The organism is Streptomyces sp. NPDC020917, assembly GCF_044333795.1.
Taxonomy (GTDB): domain Bacteria; phylum Actinomycetota; class Actinomycetes; order Streptomycetales; family Streptomycetaceae; genus Actinacidiphila.
Window position 1 is genome coordinate 65,369 of sequence record NZ_JBIRRR010000029.1, and the last position, 16,256, is coordinate 81,624.

The following is a 16,256-nucleotide window of genomic DNA, read 5'->3' on the forward strand; positions in this document are numbered from 1 at the left end:
CCATGGTGGCGGTTCGGCGGCCTGCCCGGCACCCGGCCCCGACCCTGGTACGACCCTGATCCGTCCCCTGGGGGGCAGCCCCGGACGGCCGGCCGGATCAGGGGGTCAACCCTGATGCCCCGAGCGGGTGCGTTGTGTGACGATCGGGGGTATGCCAGCCAGCAGCCCGCCCTCCGGTGCGACCGGAGCGACCTTCCTCTCCTCGCCCGAGCCCGGCGACAGCGGTGTGCGCAAGCTCTACCGCAGCTCCGAGGGCCGGCTGGTGGGCGGGGTGGCGCGCGGGCTGGCCGGCCACCTGGGCCTGCCCGTGCTGTGGGTGCGGGTGTTCTTCATCGTGCTCGCGGCCTTCAACGGCATCGGGATCCTGCTCTACGCGATCTTCTGGTTCTTCGTGCCGCTGGGCGTCGGCGGGGTCGCCGAGGCGAAGGAGCCGCGCGACGCCCGCTCCTGGCTGGCCGGCAAGCGCCCCGACAAGGGCCAGGTCATCGCACTGATCGCGCTGGCCGTCGGCACCGGCATCCTGGTCGACAACCTCAACCTGGGGGCCGCGAACCGCGCGGTCTGGCCGCTGCTGGTGATCGCGCTCGGCGTGGGCCTGGTGTGGCGGCAGGCGGACAACGCGCGCAAGGCCCGCTGGGTGGAGATGAGCCAGGGCAAGCGGTTCTGGCCGCTGGCCAGGGCCGCGGCCGGGGTCGCGCTGGTGGTCGCCGGCGTCACCGGCTTCATCGTGGTCCGGGGCAACGGCAGCCACCTCGGCGGCATCCTGCAGGCCGCCCTGGCGGTGCTGGTCGGCGTCGCCCTGATCGCCGGCCCCTATCTGGTGCGGCTGACCCAGGACCTGTCGGCGGAGCGCCTGATGCGCATCCGCGCCCAGGAGCGCGCCGAGGTCGCCGCGCACGTGCACGACTCGGTGCTGCACACGCTGACCCTGATCCAGCGCAACGCCGAGGACCCGCGCGAGGTGGCCCGCCTCGCCCGCGCCCAGGAACGCGAGCTGCGCGCCTGGCTGTACCGGCCCGAGGGCACCGGACGCGACGACGAGCCGACCACGCTCGCCGAGGCCGTGCGGGCCGCCGCCGCCGAGGTCGAGGACGCGCACGGCGTCCCGGTCGAGGTGGTGTGCGTCGGCGACTGCGCGCTCGATGAGCGACTCGTGGCGCAGATGCAGGCCGCGCGCGAGGCGATGGTCAATGCGGCGAAGTACGGTGGCGGTTCGGCCGGCGAGGCGGTGCAGGTGTTCGCCGAGGTCGAGGAGGGCCGGGTGTTCGTCTCGGTCCGCGACCACGGGCCCGGATTCGACCTCGATCAGGTCCCCGAGGACCGCATGGGCGTACGACAATCGATCATCGGCCGGATGGAGCGCAACGGCGGCCAGGCCCGGCTGCGTCCCGCCCCCGGCGGCGGAACCGAAGTGGAGCTGGAGATGGAGAGGGTGGCGGCGGCATGAGCACGGACGAGGAGCGGCGGGTACGGGTGGTGCTCGTCGACGACCACCGCATGTTCCGCACCGGGGTGCAGGCGGAGATCGGCGCCACCGAGGAGACCGGCGTCGAGGTGGTCGGCGAGGCGGCCGACGTCGACCAGGCGGTCAGCGTGGTCACCGCGACCCGGCCCGAGGTGGTGCTGCTCGACGTGCACCTGCCCGGCGGCGGCGGGGTCGAGGTGCTGCGGCGGTGCGCCGCGCTCGCCGCCGACCCGGAAAGGCCGGTGCGGTTCCTGGCCCTGTCGGTGTCGGACGCCGCGGAGGACGTGATCGGCGTGATCCGCGGCGGCGCCCGCGGCTACGTCACCAAGACCATCACCGGCCCGGACCTGATCAACTCGATCTTCCGGGTCAGGGACGGCGACGCGGTGTTCTCCCCGCGCCTGGCCGGCTTCGTGCTGGACGCCTTCGCCTCCACCGACGCGCCCCCGGTCGACGAGGACCTGGACCGGCTCACCCAGCGGGAGCGGGAGGTGCTGCGGCTGATCGCCCGCGGCTACGCCTACAAGGAGATCGCGAAGCAGCTGTTCATCTCCGTCAAGACGGTCGAGTCGCACGTCTCCGCGGTGCTGCGCAAGCTCCAGCTGTCCAACCGGCACGAGCTGACCCGCTGGGCGACGGCCCGCCGCCTGGTCTGAACCGGCGGCGGGGCCGTCCGCCGGGGGCTACTCCTCGTCGGGCCAGAGCAGCGTGTAGTTCGGCACGCGGACCGCGCGCTGCTCCACCGGCGTCTCCAGCGACTCCATCGGCACGCCTTCGGGCACCGGGCAGCGGCTCAGGTGGATGCCGATCAGGCAGCCGTCGCACCAGAACGCCGCGTACCCCACCCGCCGCTCCGGCTTCCCCGTGAAGGTCAGCCGCAGGTCGTCCGATCCGCAGCTGGGGCACGGCCGGTGCGTCGCCCGGCCCGGCAGCGCCTTGTAGTGCTGCTCGTACGCCTCCAGCCACGCTCCCCAACTCGCCGTCAGGGCCTGCATCCTCGCATCTCCCGTCGTCTCGGCTCGCCCGTCCCGGGGCGACAGCCGACATTACGCCGCCCCAGGGGCGCTTGGGTCGCTTTCCCCTAACGGTTGACGCCGCCCTGACGGCCTGTTCCACCCGCACGGCCCTGCCGCGTCCGGCCGCCGAGGCGCCCCCAGGGCGCTCAGAGGGGACGCAGAAGTTGCCGTGACAGGCTGCGGACCTCGTTGTTCGAGGTCAACCGTTCCTGTGGAGTTCCCGATGAGTCCCACCGTCATCAACGGCCTGCCGGCCCACATCCTCTTCGTCCACTTCGTGGTGGTGCTCGTGCCGCTGACCGCCCTGGCGGTGGTGGCCGGCGCGGCCCGCCCCCGGTGGGCCCGGCGGATGGGCCTGATACTGCCGGTGACCGCGCTCGTCACGCTCGGGATGGTGCCGGTGACCACGCACGCGGGGGAGTGGCTGGAGCAGCGGAGCGGCCACAGCGCCCTGCTGGAGCGCCACACCGAACTGGGTGACTCCCTGCTGCCGTGGGCGACGGCCCTCTTCCTCGCGGCCACAGCCGTGTGGTGGACCGGCCGCCGCACCGCGACGGCCGCGAACGCGAACGCGGACGGGAACGGGAACGGGAACGGGAACGGAAACGTGAACGCGAGCGGGTCCGGGGCGGCCGCGGCGCCGTCCTGGCTCACGACCTCCTGGTTCCGTGCCGCCGCCGTCGTCCTCGCGGTCGTCGTCGCCGCCGGAGCCGTCGTGGACGTCTACCGGATCGGCGACTCGGGCGCCAAGGCCGCCTGGCAGGGCACGGCCCAGTCGGCCGGCGCGCCGCGCTGACCCGGGCCTGGGGCCGGGAGGGCCGGTCCTGCTGAAAAGGACCGGCTTTCGTCTGTGCGGCCCGTCCGTTCCCGCGGGGCTGTGGACAATTCCCGGCGAAATTTGACACGGTGGTCCGCATCGAGGCCGCATTCGAAAATGTGGCCGATTTTGTCGAGAGCAGGGGGACCACCGATGACGACCACCACCGGGACGCAGCGGCCGGCGGGCGAGGCGGCGGCGTTCTACACCGCGCAGAGCGTGTTCTCGGACCCGGGCGACATGGCCGGGCTCTACGCGGACCTGCCGCGGGACGTCGGCGCCCTCGGACGCGTGGTCAGGGACCTGCTGATCCACCGCCTGGAGCCCGGCTTCTGGGACGTCCCCGTCGACGAGCGGCGGCTGCACGACGACGCCGAGACCCGCTACGTCGACGACATCCTGCGGCTGATCGCCGGCCGCAGCCCCGAGCCGCTGGCGTCCGCTCGCCCGTACGGCGAGCGATTCGTCGGCGTCTGCCGGGACTTCACGCTGCTGCACGTCTCGATGCTCCGGCACGTGGGCATCCCGGCCCGGCTGCGCTCGGGGTTCGCCGACTACTTCGGCACCGACGGCTTCCACTTCGACCACGTCGTCACCGAGTACTGGGACGAGCGGCGCGGCTGGTTGCTCGCCGACGCCGAGATCCTCGACACCGACCACTACCCCATGGACTTCGACCCGCTGGACGTCCCGCGCGACCGGTTCCTGACGGCGGGCAAGGCATGGCAGGCCGTCCGGGCCGGCGACGCCGACCCGCGGACGTTCGGACTGCCGCCGGCCGGCTCGGAGTTCACCGGCCGGTGGTTCGTCGCCGGGAACATCCGGCTCGACGTGGCCGCGCTCAACAAGGTCGAGCCGCTGCTGTGGGACGTGTGGGGATCCGGCGACGGCAAGGGCGACGCCATGGACGGCGAACTCCTCGCGCTCTACGACCGGGCGGCCCTGATCAGCTCCGACGACGTCCCGTTCGAGGCGGCGCGCGAGCTCTTCGCGACCAGCGACGAGCTGCGCACCCCGCGCACGGTCACCTGCTACGCGCCGTTCAACGGACCCTCCACCGTCACCCTGCGCTGAGGATCCCGCGCGCGAAGCCCCTTGCGCCCCGAGTGCCCGCCCGCGCCCCTCCCGGGCGCGGGCCGCGGCGATAGAATCGCCTGGCCCGGCGCGGGGCGCCGTCATCGGCGGCCCCTTCGAGCGCCCGGCACCATCGCAACCCTTTGGGGGGGATTGTGTTCTCGTCCACTCGCGCGCGCTCGGGCGCGCACCGGGGCAGCCGTCTGCTCGCGGCCTGCACCACCGGTGTGCTCGCGGTCGGCGCGTTCGCGCTGAGCCCCGCCGGGACCGCGTACGCCGACGCGTCGACCCCGCCGGTCGCGCTCCACACCAAGGCCCCGGCCACGCCCGGTCCCGTGCTCCACCTGCCGCAGCGGCAGCGCGCGCTGTCCACGGCGGCGGCCGCCGACGCCCTGACCACGCCCCGCTACGACGTGGACGGCGACGGCACCCAGGACTTCCTCACGCAGGAGATCGACGGCACCGTCCACCAGCTGGGCAGCGCCGCCAACGTGTGGACCTCGCTCGGCAAGAGCCCGGTCATGTACCGCGACATCCTGACGCCCGGGGACCTGACCACCGCGATCGACGGCCCCGAGGTGCTGTCGCTGACCACCACCGGCCACCTGTCCCTGTGGAACCACACCGCGTTCCCCACCGGCTCCCCGACGTGGACCGGCAACGGCTGGCAGATCTACAACAAGGTCGTCGCGGTCGGCGACATCGACGGCAACGGCTTCGGCGACCTGCTCGCCCGCACCCCGTCCGGCGACCTCTACCTGTACAAGGGAACGGGCAGCGCCACCGCGCCGTTCGGCGCCCGGGTCCAGGTCGGCCACGGCTACGGCATCTACGACCAGTTGATCGGCGCCGGCGACATCACCGCGAGCGGCCACGAGACGCTGGTCGCCCGCGACCTCAACGGCGACCTGTGGATGTACCTCCTCGACGGGACCGCCGCCAACCCGGTGGCCGCCCGCGTGAAGATCGGCAACGGCTGGAACACCTACAACCAGCTCATCGGCGTCGGCGACGAACAGGGCCGGATCGGCGGCCTCTTCGGCCGCGCGCAGAACGGCGACCTGTACTCCTACCAGGGCACCGGAACGGGCACCGGCACCGGCACCCTGACGGCGCGGGCCCAGATCAGCAAGGGCTGGAACAGCCAACTGGTCGTCGGCCAGGGCAGCGTGCCGCTGTGGGGGAAGAACGACCTGTTCGGCCAGACCCCCGGCGGCAACCTCTATTACTACTACGGCACGCTCACCGGCGGCCTCAGCGCGCGGGTCCAGGTCGGTGTCAACGGCGACTTCAAGGGCTCCAAGCTGCTCACCTCGGTGTCGCTGTCCCAGCAGGACGAGGAGCCGCTGCTGGAGATCTACAACGGCGTCCTCTACAACGACACCCAGGGCTTCGAGACCGTGAAGAGCTCCGGATGGGGCGTCTACAACACGGTGTTCGGCCCCGGTGACCTGAACAACGACGGCAACGCCGACCTCCTCGCCCGGGACACCGGCGGGGTCATGTGGCTGCTGACCGGCAAGGGCAACGGGTCGTTCTACGGCCGGGTCAAGGTCGGTGCGGGCTGGGGCGAGTACAACGCCCTCACCGGTGCCGGCGACATCAACGGCGACGGCTACCCCGACATCGTGGCCCGCGCCGGCAACGGCCACCTGTACCTGTACCTGGGCACCGGCGACAGCAAGGCGCCGTTCAAGGGCCGGATCGACGTCGGCGCCGGGTGGAACACCTACACCAGGCTCGCCGCACCCGGCGACCTCGACGGCGACGGGCGTGCGGACCTGGTCGGCGCGACCTCCGACGGCCGGCTGTTCCGGTACAGCGCCACCGGGCACATCGGCACCATCACGTACAAGACCCGCGTGCTGATCGGCACCGCCGGCTGGAACTCCTACAGCGCGATCTTCTGACAGCGCTGACCCGCGCTGACCCGCGCTGACCCGCGCACACCGGCTCACGCCGGCCGGGTCGCCCCCGCGAACGGCATCTGCGAGATGGGGGCGATCCGGACCGGTGCGCCGGGGTGCGGGGCGTGGATCATCTCGCCGTTGCCGATGTAGAGGCCCACGTGCGAGACGCCGGAGTAGAAGAACACCAGGTCGCCGGGGCGCAGTTCGGACTCCGGCACCCGGGCGCCCGCGTTGATCTGGGTGTAGGTGGTGCGCGGCAGGGACACCCCCGCCGCCTTCCACGCCGCCTGGGTCAGGCCCGAGCAGTCGTACGCGTTCGGCCCGGTGGCGCCCCAGACGTAGGGCAGGCCCAGCGCGCGGTACGCGAACGCCACCGCCTCGGCGGCGCGCGCCGAGGGGGCGCCCGCGGTCGCCGACAGCGGCGGGCGGAGCGTGGAGCGGTTCGCGGCCGCCTGGCCGGCCGGGCCGTCCGAGGCGCCGACGGCCGCCCGGTCGGCCGGGCTGAGCTGCGCGAGCAGCGCCTGCGCCTCGGCCAAGGTGCGCTGCACGGTCTGTTTGCGGGCCGCCAGCCGGGACTGCGCCGCCCGCAGGGCGTCCACCCGGCCGGCGGCCTCGGCCCGGGTCTGCTCGATGTCCCGCTGCTGGGCGGCCAGCCGGGCCAGCGCCGAGGCCTGCCGGTTCCCCAACTGGTCGAGCATCCCGGCCTGTTCCAGATACGTCCCGGGCGCGGAGCTGAGCGCGAGCTGCAGCGTCGGGTCGAGCGACCCGGCGCGGTACTGCGCCGCCGCGACCGTCCCGAGCGCGTCCCGCGTCGCGTTGAGCGCGGCGGTCTTGCGGGCCAGCTCGTCCTGCAGCCCGCCGAGTGCGGCCTGGGCGTCGTCCGCCTGCTGCTTCGCGCCGTTGTACTGCTCGGTCGCCTGCTCGGCCTGCTGGTACAGCGCCTCGACCCTGGCCTTGGCCTCGGCCGGTGTGGGCCGGGGCTGTGCGTAGCCGGTCTCGCCGAACAGCGACACCGAGGCGGCGGAGGCGAGCGCCAGGGTGCAGGCGGCGCGGGAGACGGTGACGCGGGATCGGGGCGGGCGACTGTGTGAGGCCACGGCGGCCGTCACTCTCCTTCCGGGGGTGGGTCCGGCGGCGCCTGCACGGGGGAACAGGGCGCCGCCGGACCTCGGCGGGGGCAGCCGCCACCGGACGGACGACAGTGCGCCGCCGGCGGGGGATCGGCCACCTGTCGAGCGACGCTAAACCTCACCGGGGGCGGCGCGGGTCCGGTGGACCGGGACTGGTGCCCTTCCGGTCGGGGCCGACCGGAACCGACCGGCGTTCGACGGGTGACATGCCCGCTTGGGTACCCGCACTGACCGATGCGCGGGGAAGGCCACCCCTCCCGCCGGGGGGTGCTAAGGGCGTCGCTAGGGTCGCGCCCATGGACACTCTCATCAATGTTCTAGTCGGCCTGCACATCCTGGGCATCGCCGCACTGCTGGGCGGGTTCCTCACCCAGCTGAAGGTGATGGGCAACGGCACCGCCGCGGTCCGCTTCGTCCCGGGCATGCTCTACGGCGCCGCCACCATGCTCGTGACCGGCGTGACCATGGTCGCCCTGCTGAACGCCGACGACCGCCACGTGGACAACGCCAAGATCGGCGTCAAGCTGGCGGTGCTGGTGGTGATCCTCGGCCTGGTCTACGTCAAGCGCGACGAGGAACGCCTCGACCGGGCGACGTTCGGCGCGGTGGGGGTGCTGACCGCGCTCAACATCTTCATCGCGGTGCTCTGGACGTAGGCCCGCGCCCGAACACGCGTGACGTCCGGACGGAGCACTCCCGTCCGGACGTCACGCGTTTCGCTGGGACTCAGGCCACCCGGCGGGCCGCGGCGAACGGCATCCAGCTCATGGGCGCGATCTCGACGACCGCGCCGGTGTGCGGGGCGTGCACGATCTGCCCGTTGCCGAGGTAGATCCCGACGTGGGAGATGCCCGAGTAGAAGAACACCAGGTCGCCCGGCTGCAGATCGGCCTGGGAGACGGCGACGCCGTCCTTGACCTGGTCCCAGGTGGTCCGGCCGATGCTGACGCCCGCCGCGCGGTAGGCGGCCTGGGTGAGCCCGGAGCAGTCGTAGGCGTTGGGGCCGGTGCCACCGGACACGTACGGCTTGCCGCGCTGCGAGAGCGCGAACTGGATGGCGGCGGCGGCCCGTCCGGTCGCCGGCCCGCTGTACGTGTAGTGCTTCGTCGCGGACGACGTCGAGGGGGTCATCGCGGCGAGCTTGGCGCGCTGCGCGGCGTTGAGGCTGTTGAGCAGCTTCTGCGCCGCGGCGAGCTTCGTCTGCAGGTTCTTCTTCTCCGTCGCCAGAGCGCTCTGCGCGGAGGTCAGCTGGTTCAGGCTCGACGTGGCCTGCGCCCGCTGGATGTTCGCCTGCTCCTCCTGGACCTTGAAGGTCTGGAGGGCCTGCTCCTGCGTGGTGGAGAGCCGGTCCATCATGTGCGACTGCTGGAGGAACTGCTCCGGGTTGTCGGAGAGCAGCAGCTGCGTCGTCTGGTCGAGGCCGCCGTCGCGGTACTGCGCGGTGGCGAACTGGCCCAGGACCCGGCGGGTCTCGTTCATCTGCTGGGTCTTCTGCGCGACCTGCTCCAGGAGCTGGTTGGCCTTGGCGCGCTGCGCCGAGGTCTTCTCCTTGGCCTGGTCGTACTGCTGGGTGGCCACCTCGGCCTGCTGGTTGAGCGTGTCGATCTGCTTCTTCACCTCGGCGATCGAGGGTTTGGCAGGCGCCGCGTTCGCGGTCTCGCTCATCAGGGTGACCGACGCCAGTGCCGCTGCGGTGACCCCGACCGCCGCGCGGGGGGCGGCTGAGGCGAGTATCCGGGTACGCGGCTTGCGGTGCGACGCCACAGCAGGCGACTCCTTCCGTGGACCGCCGACCGGGTTAGCTGACGGGTTCGGGCTGGGAAGGCTGCCCTACTGGACGGACGCTTGTCGCGTCTGTCCGGATTCACCCCAATGTGACTGTGGGTCCCCGGTTCCGGCCGCCGGCCGGATTAGGCGGAGGTGGCGTGCTGCCGGCACTTGCACCGGCGGGAAGCAGGCCACCTAGCGGGCTACGGTAATCAACTCTCGCGAGTCTTGGGAAGTTTGGATCGCAATGTGACCGAAATCGCTTTGTGATCTTACGGTTGGTGACGGTGGTTCAGGGGGTCAATACGGGCGAACGGCACCGTAGAAGGGCATTTCCGTGATCGGCGCGATCTTGACGACGGTGCCCGTGTGCGGAGCGTGAATCATCTCGCCGTTGCCGATGTACATGCCGACGTGGCTGATGTCGCTGTAGAAGAAGATCAGGTCGCCCGGCTGCAGGTTCGTCTCCGAGACCCGGGTGCCGACGTTCACCTGGTCCCAGGTGGTGCGCGGCAGGGTGATGCCGGCCGCCTTGTAGGCCGCCTGCGTCAGGCCCGAGCAGTCGAACGAGTCGGGACCGGTGGCGCCCCACACGTAGGGCTTGCCGATCTGCTTGCGGGCGAAGGCGATCGCCTGGTCGGCCACCGAGGAGTTGGCGGGCGTCGACGGCGGCGTCGTGGTCGTCGTCGACGTGCTCTTCTTCGCGGCGGCCGCCTTGGCCGCCGCCTCGGCAGCGGCCTTCTGCTTGGCCACCAGTGCCGCCGCCTTCCGGCGGGCCTCCTCCTCCTGCTTGGCGGCCAGCGCCGCCAGCCGCGCCTTCTCCTGTGCGGTCAGGCTGTTGAGGAGGTGCTGGGCCTGGCTCAGCTTGGTCTGCACGTCCTGCTTGGCGGTCTTGAGCTTGGCCTGCTGCGCGGTGAGCGACGCCAGGCTCTTGGCCGCCTCGATGCGCTGCTGGGTCGCGGCGGCCTGCTCCACCCGGAACGAGTCGACCGCCGCCTTCTGGCGCTGCGCGAGCACGTCGGTCAGGTGCAGCTGGTCGACGAGGTCCTCAGGGCTGCCGGACAGCATGTAGCGGGTGGTGGTCTCGTCACCGCCGGAGCGGTACTGCGCGGCCGCGTACAGGCCGAGCTGGCGGCGCGCGTCGTTGAGCGTCTGGGTCTTCTGCGCCACCTGCTCCAGCAGCTTGTTGACCTTGACGTTCTGCTGGTCGACCTGCTCCTTGGTGCCGTTGTACTTCTCGGTGGCGACCTCGGCCTGGTGCATCAGGGAGTCGACCTTCGCCTTGACCTCGGCGATGGAGGGCTGCGGCGGCGGGGTGGCGTTCGCCGTCTCGCTCAGCAGGGTCACGGTGGCCAGGGCGGCAGTGGTGATACCCACTGCCGCCCGTGGTCCCGAGGCGCTGAGTAGCGCGGTTCTGGCCTTACGGTGCGTCGCCATGGCGGGCGGACTCCTCTCGGACGCGGACCGGTGGGGCTGGTGCGGGAACGTAGCCGAGGCCCGGCGTTGCTGGGAAGGCCGATGTCCGATAAGGCCCGATACCTTTTCGTAATCTTTTGCCAGACCCGGTGCGTCGTCACCGAGCGTGGTAGGAAGGACACACCTGTGCGAGTCCTTCGGCCGGGGGAACCGGGTGAACCGGGACGGACTGTCGGCGCGGCGTCCTAGACTCAGGAGGCGATGAGCAGCCTCTTTGACGACAGCTTCCTGGCCGGTCTCGACGCGGCCCACGGCCCGGCCGACGACGGCCCGCCCCCGCCGCCGGAGGGGGAGCACGACGAACCCGACTCCCTGCCGGACGGCCTGTTCGGCGACCGGTTCGACGGCCCGCCGCCGATCCGCGACGCCCACTACCGCGACGGCGCCGCCCGCCCGGCCGCCGACCCCGCGCAGCTGCTGGAGGGCCTCAACGAGCAGCAGCGCGCCGCCGTGGGGCACTCCGGCGGGCCGCTGCTCATCGTGGCCGGCGCCGGCTCCGGCAAGACCCGGGTGCTCACCCACCGCATCGCGCACCTCCTCTACGCCCGGCACGTCCACCCCGGCTCCATCCTGGCGATCACCTTCACCAACAAGGCCGCCGGCGAGATGAAGGAGCGGGTGGAGCAGCTCGTCGGGCCGCGCGCCGGCGCGATGTGGGTGTCGACGTTCCACAGCGCGTGCGTGCGCATCCTGCGCCGCGAGTCCAAGAAGCTGGGCTTCACCTCGTCCTTCTCGATCTACGACGCGGCCGACTCCAAGCGGCTGATGGCCCTGGTCTGCCAGCGCGACCTCGACCTGGACCCCAAGCAGTTCCCGCCGAAGTCGTTCAGCGCGAAGATCTCCAACCTCAAGAACGAGCTGATCGACGAGGAGACCTTCGCCGCCCAGGCGGAGACCCCGTTCGACCGCAAGCTCGCCGAGGCGTACGCCCTCTACCAGTCGCGGCTGCGCGAGGCCAACGCCCTGGACTTCGACGACATCATCATGACCACGGTCAACCTGCTGCAGGCGTTCCCGGACGTCGCCGAGCACTACCGGCGGCGCTTCCGGCACGTCCTGGTCGACGAGTACCAGGACACCAACCACGCGCAGTACATGCTGGTCCGCGAGCTGGTCGGCACCGAGGCGCCGCCGTCCGCGGAGGACGGCCAGGACAGCCAGGACGGCGGGGCGGCCGACGCCGGCGAGCAGGACGGCGCGCGGGGCGCGGACGCCGTCCCCGGGCCCGCCGAGCTGTGCGTGGTCGGTGACGCGGACCAGTCGATCTACGCCTTCCGCGGCGCCACGATCCGCAACATCCTCCAGTTCGAGGAGGACTACCCGCAGGCCCGCACCATCCTGCTGGAGCAGAACTACCGCTCCACGCAGACCATCCTGTCCGCGGCCAACGCCGTCATCGAGCGCAACGCCGGCCGCCGCGCCAAGAACCTGTGGACCGAGTCCGGCGACGGCCCGGTCATCATCGGCTACGTCGCCGACCAGGAGCACGACGAGGCGCAGTTCGTCGCCGACGAGATAGACCGCCTCACCGACGCGGACCAGGCCCGCCCCGGCGACGTGGCGGTCTTCTACCGCACCAACGCGCAGTCCCGTGTGTTCGAGGAGGTGTTCATCCGCGTCGGCCTGCCCTACAAGGTCGTCGGCGGCGTGCGCTTCTACGAGCGGCGCGAGGTGCGGGACGTGCTCGCCTACCTGAGGGTGCTGGCCAACCCCGAGGACGCGGTGCCGCTGCGCCGCATCCTGAACGTGCCCAAGCGCGGCATCGGCGACCGCGCGGAGGCGATGGTGGACGCCCTCGCGCAGCGCGAGCGGATCTCCTTCGCGCAGGCGCTGCGCCGGGTCGACGAGGCCTACGGCATGGCGGCCCGCTCGGCGAACGCCGTGAAGCGGTTCAACACCCTCATGGACGAGCTGCGCACCATCGTGGAGTCCGGTGCGGGCCCCGCCGTCGTCCTGGAGGCGGTGCTCGAACGCACGGGCTATCTGGCCGAGTTGCAGGCGTCCACCGACCCGCAGGACGAGACCCGCGTCGAGAACCTCCAGGAACTCGCCGCCGTGGCCCTGGAGTTCGAGCAGGAGCGCGGCGAGGAGGGCAGCACCCTGTCCGAGTTCCTGGAACGCGTCGCCCTGGTCGCCGACTCCGACGAGATCCCGGACGAGGACGAGGAGTCCGGCGGCGTGATCACGCTGATGACGCTGCACACCGCCAAGGGCCTGGAGTTCCCGGTGGTGTTCCTCACGGGCATGGAGGACGGGGTCTTCCCGCACATGCGGGCCCTCGGCCAGGTCAAGGAGCTGGAGGAGGAGCGGCGGCTGGCGTACGTCGGCATCACCCGCGCCCGCGAGCGCCTCTACCTGACCCGCTCCACGATGCGCAGCGCCTGGGGGCAGCCCTCCTACAACCCGCCGTCGCGGTTCCTGGAGGAGATCCCGGACGCCCTCATCGAGTGGCGGCGCACCGGCGGCTCGCCGGGCGGCTTCGGCTCGGGCTCGGGCGGTGGGGGCGCGGTGTCCAAGGCCGCGGCGTCGCTGTCCTCCTCGATGGCCGCGCGCAGCCGCGGCGGCTCGGGCGGCTTCGCCACCCGCAGGTCAGGCGACCGGCCGGTGATCTCGCTGGCGGTCGGCGACCGCGTCACCCACGACCAGTTCGGGCTGGGCACCGTCATCGCGGTCACCGGACGGCCGGGCGACGAGAAGGCCACCATCGACTTCGGCGACGAGCGGCCCAAGCAACTCCTGCTGCGGTACGCGCCGGTGGAGAAGCTCTAGCGGACGCGACGGGTCCGCGGGCGGAGGCGCCCGCGGACCGGGGTCAGTTCGGCCCAGGGGTCAGATCGGGTCGATGCTCAGCGCGGGTCGAGGCCGTGCGCGAGGAGCCAGGGCAGCGGGTCGATCGGGGAGCCGCCGTGCGGGCGCACCTCGAGGTGCAGGTGCGGGCCGGTGGTGTTGCCGGTGTTGCCCGAATAGGCGATGACCGTACCGGCCTTGACCGACCCCGACCGGATCTTGGTGCTGCTCAGGTGGCAGTACCAGGTCTCGGTGCCGTCGGGCGCGGTGACGATGGCCATGTTGCCGTAGGAGGGGTTCCACTGCGTGCGGACCGTGCCGTCCGTCACGGCCATCACCGGGGTGCCCACCTGGACCGGGAAGTCGATGCCGGTGTGCAGCGCCATCCAGTTGACGCCGGCCTGCCCGAAGTACGCGCTCAGGCCCTTCTGCGTGACCGGCAGCACGAACTTCGGACGCAGCGCCTCCTTGCGCGCCGCGGCTTCCTCCGCCGCCTTCTTCGCCGCGGCCTGGCGCTCCTTGAGGTCCAGCCGCTCCTGGGAGCGGCTGGCGCGGGTCGCGAAGTCATCCGCGTCCCGGCTGGCACCGGTCAACTGCCGGTCGAGCTGCTGCGTCGGCGCCTTGGCCACCGCACCGTCGGCCTGCGTCTTGGAGGAGGAGCCCTGCGCCATGCCCACCCCGGCGACCGCGGCGGCGCCGACCGCCGCCACGCCCATCACGGCCACCGACGGCACGGCGATGGTCAGCAGCGCGGAGCGCTTGGCCGGCTTGCGGCGGCGGCTGCGGGCGGCCTGCTCGCCGTCGACGAGGCCGCCGGCCGCGTACCCGTCGCTCGCGTAGTCGTGCCGGGCCGCCGGCTCGTCGCGGGTGGCGGCGGCGGTGAGCACGTCGTCAGCGTCGGTGTAGTGGTCGGTGTAGTGGCTGTCCGCGTACGGGTCGTCCGCGTACGGATCGCCGGCGTAGGCGTTGTCCGCGTAGGAGGCCGCCGGCTCGTCGTCGGCGAGCAGCGCGGTCTCGTCGGCGGGCGCCGGATAGCCGGTGCCGTACGCCGTCGGGTACACGGGCGCGGCGGCCATGTGCGTCTGCTCGGGCGCCAGCTGCTCGTACAGGCCGGTGTCGCCCGAGGCGTCGTAGCCGTACCCGTATCCGTAGGCCGGGTACGCGCCGGAGTCCCATTCCTGCTGGGGCTGCTGCAGGGGCTGGGACTGCTGCGGGTACGCGGCGAAGGTGCCGGTCTCGTAGTACCCGGTGCCGGTGACCGTGGCCGACGGGGCCTGGCCGTACGTGTACGGGTCGTAGGTGGCGTAGCCGCCGGTGTCCCAGGACTGCGAGGCGCCCGGGTCGTACCCGTAGCCGGAGCCGTAGCCCTGGTTCTGGTCGTGCGACGGCGCGTACTGCTGCGGGATCGCGGCGTAGGTGCCGGTGGCGTCCTCGGCGAACGCGGTGCCGACGGTCGGGTAGCCGCCCGTGGAATAAGGGTCATACCCGTAGGCGTCGTAGTCGGGGGAGTAGCCCGACTGGTGACTTTCGTTCACCGCCAGCTTCTCTTTCGCCTCGGCAGCAGGAGAATTAGCGGCGACTGTAGCCCTCCGTACCCGGCCGCGACAATCTCCCCCCGGGACCTGACGCCCGCCTTGCCCGGTGTTCGGTCGATATTCGACCGTTATGTGTCCGTTATGCGGCGTCGGCCGCGCCCGGCCGGGCCGGCCGTCGGGCCAGTTCGCGGCGGATCTGCGCCGCCACGGCGCCGTGCACCGGGAGGGACAGATGCCCTATCCCGGTCACCTTGATGTTCTTGGCGAATAGGTCCGGGTGTTCGAGGCGCGCCGAGCCCACCGGGATCATCAGCTGGTCCAGGTCGCTCCAGAACGCCACGAAGCGTGTCCGGCACCGCGGCGCGGGGGCCGCCAGCTCCTTCAGCACCTCGGATCCCGGGCGCATCTGCCGCGCGAGCGGATGCGGGGTGATGGCCGGGACCGCGCGGGTGCCGCTGTGCGGCGTACCCAGCGTGACCAGCGTCCGCACCCGTGCGTCACCGCCGAGGCGCTGCACGTAGTAGCGCGCGATCAGCCCGCCCAGGCTGTGCGCGACGATGTCGACCCGCCGCTCGCCCGACTCCTCGCAAATGCGTTCGATATGCGCCCCGAGTACGGCGGCCGCGGTGCGCATGTCGAAGGTCAACGGTGAGTAGTTGACCGCCTGCACCCGCGTCCAGCCGTTGCGCTGCAGGGAGCGGCGGAGCAGCGCGAAGGCGGAGCGGTTGTCGACGAAGCCGTGGACGAGGAGCACCGGGGGCCGCTGCCGCGTGCGCCCGCGCGGCGGCCGCGGGCCTGCCGCGTGCCGGGGCCCGGACGCCGGCTCCGGGCCGGTCTCCGGGGGGACCGCGGCGGGCTGGACCGGCGGCTGGCGGCCGTGCGGGCCGTGGGAGCGTTCGGGGAGGATCCCCGTCGGATAGAGCAGGACGTGCCCGGCGAGCACGGCCAGATCGATGGCGGTGGCACGGACCAGGCCGGCTCCGTGCCCCAGGAAACTGCTGCCCGGCTCTGCACCACCCGGCTCGGCCTCCGGCGACTGCCCGGCCATGGCCCACCTCCCGTCAGCGGCGCCGGGGATCGGCATCGATCCACGGGGCGCTCTCGGCGGGAACCGGAGCGGAGGCCGCACCCCGCGCTCTGCGGCTGCGAGCGCGGGGATGCGGCGTCCTGACAGCGGCTCCTCAGGAAGCTCGCAGGTCCGTGGCCGTCCTGGCGTCCCGTGCCGGGTGGACCACCGCGGAACCTGCGTCCCGACGATAGTTTCTCCTGTGTGATTTCC

General features: G+C 72.2%; 13 protein-coding genes and 1 riboswitch. Of the genes, 7 read left to right on the forward strand and 6 right to left on the reverse strand.

Translation table 11 applies throughout. The features are described 5' to 3' along the window. The first annotated feature begins 151 nt into the window (after positions 1-151). Positions 152-1,447, forward strand: coding sequence for a PspC domain-containing protein (locus ACH4TG_RS38235; RefSeq protein ID WP_398247445.1), 1,296 nt, complete (start codon positions 152-154; stop codon positions 1,445-1,447). Next, on the forward strand, positions 1,444-2,121 hold the full coding sequence (locus ACH4TG_RS38240; RefSeq protein WP_398247447.1) for a LuxR C-terminal-related transcriptional regulator: 678 nt from the start codon (positions 1,444-1,446) through the stop codon (positions 2,119-2,121). Before ACH4TG_RS38235 ends, ACH4TG_RS38240 begins: the two co-directional genes overlap by 4 nt. Positions 2,122-2,148: 27 nt before the next feature. Here ACH4TG_RS38240 and ACH4TG_RS38245 read toward each other — a convergent pair whose 3' ends face one another. After that, the gene (locus ACH4TG_RS38245) at positions 2,149-2,460 is read right to left on the reverse strand and encodes a hypothetical protein (RefSeq protein ID WP_398247449.1); all 312 of its coding nucleotides are present in this window, start codon (positions 2,458-2,460) and stop codon (positions 2,149-2,151) included. Positions 2,461-2,704: 244 nt separating this feature from the next. Here ACH4TG_RS38245 and ACH4TG_RS38250 point away from each other — a divergent pair, with 244 nt between their 5' ends. The 3 genes from ACH4TG_RS38250 to ACH4TG_RS38260 all read left to right on the forward strand — a co-directional run bounded on the left by ACH4TG_RS38250 (position 2,705) and on the right by ACH4TG_RS38260 (position 6,282). Beyond that, positions 2,705-3,277: a DUF2231 domain-containing protein gene (locus tag ACH4TG_RS38250; protein ID WP_398247450.1), complete on the forward strand. Its 573-nt coding sequence runs from the start codon at positions 2,705-2,707 to the stop codon at positions 3,275-3,277. Positions 3,278-3,451: 174 nt separating this feature from the next. Further along, entirely contained in the window at positions 3,452-4,372 is a 921-nt protein-coding gene (locus tag ACH4TG_RS38255) for a transglutaminase family protein (RefSeq protein WP_398247452.1), read from the forward strand. 155 nt (positions 4,373-4,527) lie between these two features. Continuing rightward, entirely contained in the window at positions 4,528-6,282 is a 1,755-nt protein-coding gene (locus ACH4TG_RS38260; protein ID WP_398247454.1) for an FG-GAP repeat domain-containing protein, read from the forward strand. 44 nt (positions 6,283-6,326) lie between these two features. Here the strand turns inward: ACH4TG_RS38260 and ACH4TG_RS38265 are convergent, their stop codons facing one another. Then, positions 6,327-7,379: an NlpC/P60 family protein gene (locus ACH4TG_RS38265; RefSeq protein ID WP_398247456.1), complete on the reverse strand. Its 1,053-nt coding sequence runs from the start codon at positions 7,377-7,379 to the stop codon at positions 6,327-6,329. A 329-nt stretch (positions 7,380-7,708) separates the two neighbouring features. Here ACH4TG_RS38265 and ACH4TG_RS38270 point away from each other — a divergent pair, with 329 nt between their 5' ends. Further along, on the forward strand, positions 7,709-8,068 hold the full coding sequence (locus ACH4TG_RS38270) for a hypothetical protein (RefSeq protein ID WP_398247458.1): 360 nt from the start codon (positions 7,709-7,711) through the stop codon (positions 8,066-8,068). A 70-nt stretch (positions 8,069-8,138) separates the two neighbouring features. Here ACH4TG_RS38270 and ACH4TG_RS38275 read toward each other — a convergent pair whose 3' ends face one another. Beyond that, on the reverse strand, positions 8,139-9,176 hold the full coding sequence (locus tag ACH4TG_RS38275) for an NlpC/P60 family protein (protein ID WP_398247460.1): 1,038 nt from the start codon (positions 9,174-9,176) through the stop codon (positions 8,139-8,141). Between the two features lie 7 nt (positions 9,177-9,183). Then, a riboswitch (cyclic di-AMP (ydaO/yuaA leader) is annotated at positions 9,184-9,339 on the reverse strand. 140 nt (positions 9,340-9,479) lie between these two features. Continuing rightward, positions 9,480-10,616, reverse strand: coding sequence for an NlpC/P60 family protein (locus ACH4TG_RS38280; RefSeq protein ID WP_398247462.1), 1,137 nt, complete (start codon positions 10,614-10,616; stop codon positions 9,480-9,482). 240 nt (positions 10,617-10,856) lie between these two features. On the opposite strand from ACH4TG_RS38280, the gene pcrA reads away from it, so the two are divergent. Further along, positions 10,857-13,424 (forward strand): DNA helicase PcrA, encoded by a 2,568-nt coding sequence (gene pcrA, locus ACH4TG_RS38285; protein ID WP_398247464.1) that lies wholly within the window; start codon positions 10,857-10,859, stop codon positions 13,422-13,424. 77 nt (positions 13,425-13,501) lie between these two features. On the opposite strand, the gene ACH4TG_RS38290 is transcribed toward pcrA, so the two are convergent. Both ACH4TG_RS38290 and ACH4TG_RS38295 read right to left on the reverse strand, forming a co-directional pair. Continuing rightward, positions 13,502-14,977: a M23 family metallopeptidase gene (locus ACH4TG_RS38290; protein ID WP_398247466.1), complete on the reverse strand. Its 1,476-nt coding sequence runs from the start codon at positions 14,975-14,977 to the stop codon at positions 13,502-13,504. Between the two features lie 139 nt (positions 14,978-15,116). Continuing rightward, positions 15,117-16,025, reverse strand: coding sequence for a lipase family alpha/beta hydrolase (locus tag ACH4TG_RS38295; RefSeq protein ID WP_398247468.1), 909 nt, complete (start codon positions 16,023-16,025; stop codon positions 15,117-15,119). Positions 16,026-16,256 lie beyond the last annotated feature (231 nt).